At 56.4% G+C, this 9,222-nt stretch carries 6 protein-coding genes; 3 read left to right on the plus strand and 3 right to left on the minus strand.

All coding sequences use genetic code 11. The features are described 5' to 3' along the window. Positions 1–18: 18 nt before the first annotated feature. The 3 genes from kdpB to ABSB13_RS03000 all read right to left on the minus strand — a co-directional run bounded on the left by kdpB (position 19) and on the right by ABSB13_RS03000 (position 5,247). Positions 19–2,160, minus strand: a complete 2,142-nt coding sequence (kdpB, locus tag ABSB13_RS02990; RefSeq protein ID WP_428105393.1) for a potassium-transporting ATPase subunit KdpB — start codon at positions 2,158–2,160, stop codon at positions 19–21. A 361-nt stretch (positions 2,161–2,521) separates the two neighbouring features. Further along, on the minus strand, positions 2,522–4,333 hold the full coding sequence (gene kdpA, locus ABSB13_RS02995) for a potassium-transporting ATPase subunit KdpA (RefSeq protein WP_428105395.1): 1,812 nt from the start codon (positions 4,331–4,333) through the stop codon (positions 2,522–2,524). A 542-nt stretch (positions 4,334–4,875) separates the two neighbouring features. Then, the gene (locus ABSB13_RS03000; protein ID WP_428105396.1) at positions 4,876–5,247 is read right to left on the minus strand and encodes a hypothetical protein; all 372 of its coding nucleotides are present in this window, start codon (positions 5,245–5,247) and stop codon (positions 4,876–4,878) included. A gap of 1,608 nt (positions 5,248–6,855) precedes the next feature. On the opposite strand from ABSB13_RS03000, the gene ABSB13_RS03005 reads away from it, so the two are divergent. The 3 genes from ABSB13_RS03005 (at position 6,856) to ABSB13_RS03015 (ending at position 9,047) form a co-directional block, all read left to right on the plus strand. Next, on the plus strand, positions 6,856–7,431 hold the full coding sequence (locus ABSB13_RS03005; protein ID WP_428105397.1) for an adenine nucleotide alpha hydrolase family protein: 576 nt from the start codon (positions 6,856–6,858) through the stop codon (positions 7,429–7,431). Between the two features lie 3 nt (positions 7,432–7,434). Continuing rightward, on the plus strand, positions 7,435–8,451 hold the full coding sequence (locus ABSB13_RS03010) for a sigma-54 interaction domain-containing protein (protein ID WP_428105398.1): 1,017 nt from the start codon (positions 7,435–7,437) through the stop codon (positions 8,449–8,451). Positions 8,452–8,579: 128 nt separating this feature from the next. Further along, the gene (locus tag ABSB13_RS03015) at positions 8,580–9,047 is read left to right on the plus strand and encodes a universal stress protein (protein WP_428105399.1); all 468 of its coding nucleotides are present in this window, start codon (positions 8,580–8,582) and stop codon (positions 9,045–9,047) included. Positions 9,048–9,222 lie beyond the last annotated feature (175 nt).

Consider the following 9,222-nt stretch of genomic DNA (forward strand, 5'->3'; position numbering starts at 1 on the left):
ACCTCTCGATGCCTCCCATTAAGAGATCAGGTGTGCTGCGACCATGATCATGTCGATCAGCTTGATTGCGACGAATGGCAGAATGACACCGCCCAAACCCCAAACCAGCAGGTTTCTACGCAGCAGCGCATCGGCACCCAGTGGGCGATAGCGCACTCCGCGCAGAGCGACCGGAATGAGTAGCGGAATGACTATCGCGTTGAAGATGACCGCCGAAAGAATAGCCGATGTCGGTGAATGCAGGTGCATGACATCCATCGCCTTCAGCCATGGTAGCGTCCCGGCGAATAGCGCAGGCACGATCGCAAAGTATTTCGCGACGTCGTTGGCGATCGAGAAGGTAGTCAACGCTCCTCGCGTCATCAGCAGCTGCTTGCCGATCTCAACGATCTCCAGCAACTTGGTCGGGTTGCTGTCGAGGTCGACCATGTTGCCAGCTTCTTTGGCGGCCTGAGTGCCCGAGTTCATCGCAAGGCCAACGTCGGCCTGAGCCAGCGCCGGCGCGTCGTTGGTGCCGTCACCAATCATCGCGACGAGCTTGCCGTCGGCCTGCTCCTTGCGGATGTAAGCGAGTTTCGATTCGGGCGTGCACTGCGCTACGAAGTCATCGACTCCTGCCCTCTTCGCGATCGTCGCGGCGGTGAGCGGATTGTCGCCCGTGATCATGACGCTGTGCACGCCCATCCGGCGCAGGCGTTCCAGGCGCTCGCTGATGCCGGTCTTCAGAACATCTGAGAGTACGACGACGCCGACGATATTGGCGCCATCGGCGACAGCGAGCGGGGTAGCCCCCTGAGAGCCGATCTCTTCGACTGTGGGCTGTAGATCAGCTGGAACGGTCCCGCCTTGACGTTCTACGAAGCGGATTACCGCGTCCGGCGCGCCTTTGCGGATTTGGCGGCCATCAGGAAGATTGACACCGCTCATGCGGGTTTGCGCGGAAAATGCAACGAACTCGGCGCCCTTCGGAGCCGTTACATCCGCTGGAGTTCCGCCATGGTCGAAATGGAGTTTGACGATGGTCTTTCCCTCGGGCGTTTCATCGGCGATCGAGGCAAGTGCAGCGAGACGTCCGACCTGTATAGCAGCGTATTTCCCGACGGACACAAAATCAGTCGCGTGCCGATTACCCATCGTGATCGTGCCGGTCTTGTCGAGCAGCACGATATCGATATCACCTGCGGTCTCAACCGCTTTGCCGCTCTTGGCCAGAATGTTCGCCTGAAGGGCACGGTCCATGCCGGCGATTCCGATCGCGGCCAGCAAAGCACCGATCGTTGTCGGAATCAGGCATACGAGCAGCGCCACCAGGGTGGGAACGTCCGTGCCGAGGCTCTTCAGCGGTTCTGTGATTCCGAGATAGCCCATCATATAGATCTCGGCATTGAGCGCCATTGGCCACAGTGGCACGACAACGATTAGGAAGATTAGCGTGAAGGCGGTGAGCACCAGGCTCAGTGCGATTTCGTTTGGCGTGCGCTGACGAACCGCGCCTTCGACGAGAGCAATCATGCGATCGAGGAACGACTCTCCTGTGGCGGCCGTAATCTTGATGATTATCCGGTCAGAAAGAACGCGCGTCCCGCCCGTCACGCCCGAACGATCGCCGCCTGATTCGCGGATAACGGGGGCTGACTCGCCGGTTATCGCGGACTCATCGACTGACGCGAAGCCTTCAATAATCTCGCCGTCACCGGGGATGATCTGGCCAGCCTCGACCACGACCCGGTCGCCGGGGTTCAGATCGGCGGACGAAACCTCCTCGATAAAATCCTTGCCCTTGAGCCTATAGGCGGGAGTGTCCTTGCGCGCCTTGCGCAGTGACTCCGCCTGGGCACGCCCGCGAGCTTCGGCGAGCGCGGTAGCGAAATTTGCGAACAGCACCGTCAGCCACAACCAGAAGTCCAGTGCAATGAAATAGCTGATCGGAACCTGGCTCACCGATTGACTAAGAACCGCCTGTATGATGAACAGGAGCGTTAATACCGAGCCGATTTCGACGACAAACATGACAGGATTGCGCCACTGAACGTCGGGCCGCAGCATCAGGAATGCATCCTTGATCGCCGGCCACATATGCTCCGGCGCGAACAGAGCCTGGGCTCGCGATCGTCGCGGCGGCACGGGCGGCTGAGGCACGATATTCAGTTCGGGTGGCATAGGTATGTTCCTTACAGCTTCCATTTTCGAGACTTCCTCGATTCAGTACTTCTTGTCTAGCGATCCATCTATGCGCCTGGCGCATCCGACCCAAAGGCGGATTCCTCTAGAACCATTCCGGGCGAACCAGTGCTACGGTCAGGTACACGAAGAGAAAGACACAGGCGGCGGCGGTGACGTAGATCATGACTAACCTCGTTGATTTAGATTTGCTCGCAGGCGTAGAGGAAGGCGAAGCATAGTCCCAACACCGCGATGCCGAGCCCGAAAGTAAGCGGTATCCAAGTCCAAAGATCCATAGTGCGTGCCTCCAAAAATGATCCGTCCGTCTGAGCCTAAATCGTTGATACGAGACAATTCGCTATCCACCAAAGGGCAGCGGTCCGAGATGTTCCGCGACGGGGCCGAGTGCCGCAACCGGCAGGAATAGCAGCGCACCCAGGATCACAATCGTGCCCGTCAAAAGGAAGGCAAACGTCGGTGTATCGTCACGCATGGTCCCTAACCCGAACGGCGCAGCCTTCTTCGCGCCCATGCCCGCAGCGAGTGCGATAGGAGCGATAATCGGAATAAAACGGCTAAGGCAGATGACTATGACCGTCGCGATATCCCATGGACGGCTCGTCGGGGCCGGGCTGGGATTGTCGTTAAGACCCCAGGTATCGCCGAGACCTTCGAAGCCCGAACCGTTGTTGGCGGACGCCGATGAGAACTCGTACATTATCTCGGAGAATCCGTGGGGTCCCGGATTGAACTCGGCCTTCTGCCCCCAGCTAGTAGCCGCAAAAATACCGGTCGGCCACAGAATCATGATCGGATGAATCAGCAGACCGATCATCGCGAGCTTCATCTCCCGGCCGCCGATCTTTTTGCCTAGATACTCCGGCGTGCGACCGACCATCTGCCCGGCGACGAACACACCGATGATCAGAAAGACGAGCATGTTGATCATGCCGACGCCCTTGCCGCCATAGATGCAGTTCACCCACATGCCTGCCATAGGCGAGATAGCGGCCATCGGGTTGAGGCTGTCGTGGGCGCAGTTGACGGCGCCGCAGGTGACGTCCACGGTCATCGCGGCAAAGGTCGCGCCTGCCGAGGTTCCGAAGCGCAGCTCTTTGCTCTCGAGATTTCCCAGATGTTGATCTACCGGGAGCCCTGCGACCGCCGGCAAGACCACAGGTTTCTTCCCACTGGCAGTGGCGATCTCGAAATGTCGTTCTTGGGGATGGGCCGTGATACCGGGATTGGGCTTGTAGGTATCGAAATAGACCGTCCAGACGACCGTGCCGATCATCAGCCCCATCATGACAGAAAATATGACCCAGGCGTGTTTCAATTTGTGGAGCATCCGCCCGTACATTAGGACGAGCGCCATTGGGAACAGCATCATCGCGACGCTTTCGAGAAAATTGGTAAGCGCCGTTGGATTCTCGAACGGATGTGCTGAGTTGGCGCCAAAGAATCCGCCTCCGTTGGTCCCGAGCTGTTTCATCGGAATGAACGCGGCGAGAGGGCCGACGACGATTGTCTGCTGCTTCGCCTGGCCACTATCGGTCGTTCCCATCGCCGCCGGTTCCAGCGTGGGCACAATGTGCGCGGACTTGAAGGTCATCGGCATGCCCTGCTGGAGGCAGATCAGTGAAAAGACAAAGCCGACAGGCAGGAACATGTAAATCATGACGCGCCACATGTCGAGAAAGAATGAGCCGACCTTGTCGGGTCCAAAGCGAAGGGCCCTGATGATCGCAGCAAGGGCACAAAAGCCGATCGATGCCGAGAAAAAGAAATTCGCGATCATCACGAAGATCTGGGAGAAATTGGAGAAGTGAACGTCACCTGACCAGTGCTGGAGGTCGGTATTGGTACTTAACGACATCGCGGCGTGGGCCATCGTCGTCGGCGCCAACATCCCACGGTGCAATTCATTGAGCGGCATCCACGGCTGAATCGCCATGATCACATAGCTGTACGTGAACAGGAGAGCGTTGAAGACGAGCAACGCTACCGTGTATTGCTTCCAATTCAGATTGCCAGTGTCGAGTCGATCCTCGAACCACTTCAGGAAGCCCGGAGCTTTGTACTCACCATTCATGATCCAGGCGAGATAACGGCTGAGTGGAATAGCAAGCAGAGCGGTTGTTAGCAGCATCGAGATTGGGAGCAACCACATATTCATTCTTTCCTCTCGTGGGCCGTCTTATTGGCCCAGTCTCGATCCCCTGAAGCAAGATGTGTGCTCCCCAAGAAGTCAAATAGAATATGGGCAATAAGTAACCGCAATTCCCGCCGAGATGCCTTGATCGCATGCGGTTGCTAAAGTGCTGGTCAACCTCGTTTGATCGCAATTAAAAATTAAATGTCGGAAGTAAGAGTGCGACACGAATACAATGCCGCGTGCTCGCCTTTTGTAGCCAATGGCAAGGTCGGCATCTATCGCAGATTTCGATCGAATGTAGACGCTGAAATGTTAGATTCTGTTGGGTAAGGTCATTTGTCGGAGGATCGAATATCATTCACCTTATTCTGGTGATACTCGCCTCGATCGAAATAGAGGACAAGCCCAACCAACGCAAAGAGCAGTAATAGACCAACAGGCATAACCACCACCTATCTTCGATCGCAGGTGCGGCCCATCCTGCGCAGGGTCCGATCTAGAGTCGCGATCCGCGCGGCCGGAACCATGCTCGCCGTAGTCACTCAATCACTGCGCAATCAGCGCGCGGGGGCCGATGCCGGAGGGTTTGGAACAGCAGCGATACGAGTCGAGCGAGCGGCGGCCTCACCAGTCACAACGACTGGATGATCTAACCTGAGGATGGCGACACTTTCTGGACGAACACTCTCGATCAATTCCCGCGCTATTTGCGTAGCGGCATCGTCCGCAACTGTGAGGTCGATCTTGAGACGCTCGACCAGGTCGAGGACGAACTCGCGACCGCGGTAATGCCGCTGGCGTTCACGGCTGAAGGAACCCGGCAGGCGCCGAATTTCAGTCACGTCGAAGTCGGACAAGTTCAAGGCTTTGGCGGCTTCCGTGAAGCGGTCGAGAGTATCGACATCGATTACTAATTCGATTCTTTTCATCTTCGCACTCAGGTTTGGCCGACCAGCGATTCGGCACGTCGTCTGAGAGTAAATGCATGGCGCGTGCCGAGGAAAAAACCCTGTTCTCAAAAGGATTTCCTTAAGCCGTTCGCGTGCAGAACAATTAATTTTTAAACGAGGCGAGTTTTAATTTTGAAATGTCCCGCCGCCGAACCCGTCCGAATACAAAGCGCAAAAGCGGAAATCCTGAAGGCTTGCACGGCTTTTCTATGGACCCAATCTGGTGCGCCATCGCGACCGCCTCTGGCGCAAGGATTGCTTTAGCATGAAGTCAATGATTTGAGGCGTGTGAGCAGAAGCCATGAAAGCAACCATGACGCTGCGTCGTATTTTTTCTTCTATTAGGTTCATAGCGCCTGTTGCGAAAATTGGTATGCAGATGCCGTTGCTAGTTTCAACGAATGGTTACCGCGAGTTCTATCGAATGCATAACTCGGTAAGGCCCCAATACTCTGGTAGCGCTTTTTCGCCAGAAGAGATGAAGCATAACTTTGCGACCCTAGCGCTCAAGAAGCCCGGCTTCTTTGCACACCGGCCGTATATCCATCTGTGCGTGCGATGCCGCCAGATGTTTCTGGTCAATGAGCACCGCGGCTCGATCGTAGCGATCGATCGCAATCGAAATCCGTTGGCGGAGCCAGAAAACTCAAGACAGGTTGAGACGTTTGCTGAAGGCCCATGCCCGGCGTCAAGGTACCTTCGCAATTCCCCCGACCGCGTCTACCAGCCACGGTCAAATCGAGCATGGTGAAGCTTCGCTTGTTGAGGGCTTTGGTTTCGCTCTGCCCGGAGTTTACAGGACCCAGGGATATTGGAATCGCCAGCAAGAGAGCTCAGGCCATGCTCGCGACTACGCCTCAAGAACTTCGTTTCTAGCAGTCTCACCGCAATATGGCTCGACGAAGCATATGAAGTCGAATCGAGAAATTCAGACGCGCCTCATGACGCCCCTCTTTGGCGCGAAGGTGGACGAGATCTCATCTATGCAAGTGCATCCATTCGATCGCTACACCACGCACGAGAACACCATTGGTGGAAGTGTGCCATCGTCCGCGACGCCGGAAGGCGCGTCTCGCACCAGGCGGAAGATGGCCTTCACCGCGGAGGAAACACGCCATCACTTCGCGATTGAGGCCCTTGAGAAACCTGGGTCCTTCCGCCCACAGCCGTATCTATCTACTTGCGTTCGGTGCAGATGGATTTTTCGGATCAATGATTCGCGCGGTTCGATCATTGCCTTGGACGGGTTGGGCAGGCGTCTACCCGAACCCGAGAATTCCAAACGCATAGTCACCTTTCACCGAGGACCATGTCCTGCCTTTCCAGTCTTCGAGTACCTGATCCCTGAGATTGAGCGCGAAAGTCGACCTGATCGCTATCTCTCGAGATTTGTCGACGCGTTATGCAGTTTCGCTAAAAGCAGAGGTCGAGGCCATCGTCGCGCGGAGCAAACGGCGGCTTCTTAGCACTTGTCAAATTCAAGAACAAAAATGCGTCGGCCGAGTTTCGCCGTCAGGCGTCATTTCATATTGAAATGAGCTGAATCGGGCGATTTGAAATGTCGGTGCTGTCCGCCCAAAAAACTCCTTGGCAGCTCTGATGATTGCAGGCGGCACGCTTGATGCTGAGTTGGAAGGTATGTCCGGCATCACCTCCTCCCAATCGTGTTTGCGAGCCGACTCGATGGCGCAGCCGAATGCGAAGCTGGCCGGGAGTGACCGCAGAAATCACCTCCGGGCGGTCGTTCAAACTCCGGATGGATCAACGAAGACGGCGGTGATGGCCTGCCTAACTGCCCGTAGTTCCGGTAACAGCGAACTGTTGCGCAAGGCCTCCGCGGCGGCGCGCGAACATGGCGCCGAGTTCTATGCGGTCATCGCCAATTCGCCGCACCCCCGATTTGGAAAGGCTCAGGTTCGTGAGCTGATCGACGACATAATCCTTGCCGGATACTTAGGCGCGAAGATCGTACGGCTCGAATCGTCCGACGTGGTCGGCGAGCTACTTCAGTTAGCACGGCAATTAAACGTAGGCCGGATCTTCATTACTCGGGACCGCCGGACTCTGTTCTCTCGACTATTTGGGCGCACGGTTTATTCCGATCTGCTGAGCTGCGGCGAAGGCTTCCGCATCGACGTTGTCGGGTTTGAACGCAGGAACTGATCAATGGGCGAGTTCCTAGTTGTGGACGAAACGCTTGAAGATCCGAGTGGTCTGATGCCGCGCACACCGGGCGAGGTCGTCCCGTTGCTCGAATCGAACGACTCCGTGATGCGACGATTGCTGGAGAAGGCGCAGCGCGCCGCCACCAGCGACGCAACGATTCTTCTCACCGGCGAGAGCGGTACCGGCAAGCACGTTCTTGCGCATCAGATCCATCGATGGAGTCTTCGCGCGGAATGTCCTTTCGTGACCATCAACTGTACCACTCATTCTGAACATCTTCTCGAGAGCGAGTTGTTCGGCCATACGCGCGGTGCTTTCGACGGCGCAATCAAAGACACGCCCGGACTCCTCGAAGCTGCGCACGGTGGATCCATCTTCCTAGATGAAATTGCAGATCTGTCTGCACCCCTTCAGACCAAACTTTTGCACTTCATCAAGGAACAGACGTTCGAAAGGATGGGGAGTGAAAACACGATAACAGTCGACACTCGAATCATCGCCGCGTCGAACCAGGACCTGGTTTCGGAAGTTGCGGCACGACGATTCCGCGAGGATCTGTACTATCGACTTGGCGTGATCACTTTGCGAGTTCCCGCCTTGAGCGAGCGTCCGGGCGACGTTCTGCCCTTGACGATTCGAATACTTGCCGGCTCCACCGTCCGTAACCACCGTCCGAATCTGCGTCTTTCTTCCGAAACATCATCGGCCCTGGTGCGTTATCGATGGCCAGGAAATATCCGCGAGTTGCGCAATGTCATCGAGCGCGCGGTCGTTCTGTGCCCGAGCGACGTTGTGACACCTGAGTATCTGCCTGACCTGCTTTATAACGACCCACGCTCGACCGCTGCCCCATCGACAAGTCTCGATGACATCGAGCGCGAACATATCATCCGCGTGATGGCTGAAAGCCCGACGCTTGAAATCGCAGCAAACAAGCTGCGAATCAATGTCTCGACGCTGTGGCGCAGGCGCAAACGCTACGGACTCAGTTCAACTCTCGATAACCTGAAAAACTAGCGAGCTTCATCTACCGAGATTTCTTCGGAGAGCCTGGGGTAAACGTTTTGAAGCTGAACTTGGCCCTCGACGCACTGCACTAAGGCCAAGCTGAGACTTTGAGGCCGCATGTGTGAGGGGATACGAAGATGAAAACAGAAAGAATTCTGATGGTTACCGACTTTTCGCGGCGCTCACTCGCGGCGCTCGAGCGTACAATCGATCTCGCGCGTGAGCACGACTCCGAGATCGTACTCGTGCACGTCATTGAGTCCTTGCCGTACGGGGTAGGCCACTCGTCAGATCCAACGAAGCTCCTGGAGCATCTAGCAGAGGATGCCCGAAACAAGCTTGCGGGGTTCGCGAAGCGCGCGCTCAGCCTATACCCGAAATGCACCAGCGAACTCCATTTCGGTATCGTCCACCAAGTCATCTCGGAACTTGCCCGAAAGCTGAACGCCGATCTCATCGTGGTGGCGGCCCGCTCGCAGCGCGGACTGCTCGAAAGGATCCTGGGGGGCTTGGCGGAAAAGCTGATGCGCCAAGCGCCGTGTCCAGTGCTCGCTGTTCAGGTCGACGGCGGCGGCGAGAAGGAAAATCACGCGGCATCAGCCTGAACGTTGGGGAACTGAGGGGCCAGGTCCATTCTCTTGCTCAGGAGAGGGCCGTTTTTCCTGTTTCCTTTCCTCCACGCGCTAGGGAACCTCTGCACAAGTCGATCGATATAGGTAGATCGATATAGGTAGAATGAAGTTGATCGATGGATGGGTGCGGAGGTGGAGTGATGAGTGA

The sequence above is a fragment of the Binatus sp. (SeqCode) genome, from assembly GCF_050013435.1.
In the GTDB taxonomy this organism is placed as follows: domain Bacteria; phylum Desulfobacterota; class Binatia; order Binatales; family Binataceae; genus Binatus.

Coding starts and splice junctions, on each gene's coding strand:
- kdpB (WP_428105393.1), bottom strand. CDS start 2,160: ATGCCACCCGAACTGAATATCGTGCCTCAGCCGCCCGTGCCGCCGCGA.
- kdpA (WP_428105395.1), bottom strand. CDS start 4,333: ATGTGGTTGCTCCCAATCTCGATGCTGCTAACAACCGCTCTGCTTGCT.
- ABSB13_RS03000 (WP_428105396.1), bottom strand. CDS start 5,247: ATGAAAAGAATCGAATTAGTAATCGATGTCGATACTCTCGACCGCTTC.
- ABSB13_RS03010 (WP_428105398.1), top strand. CDS start 7,435: ATGGGCGAGTTCCTAGTTGTGGACGAAACGCTTGAAGATCCGAGTGGT.
- ABSB13_RS03015 (WP_428105399.1), top strand. CDS start 8,580: ATGAAAACAGAAAGAATTCTGATGGTTACCGACTTTTCGCGGCGCTCA.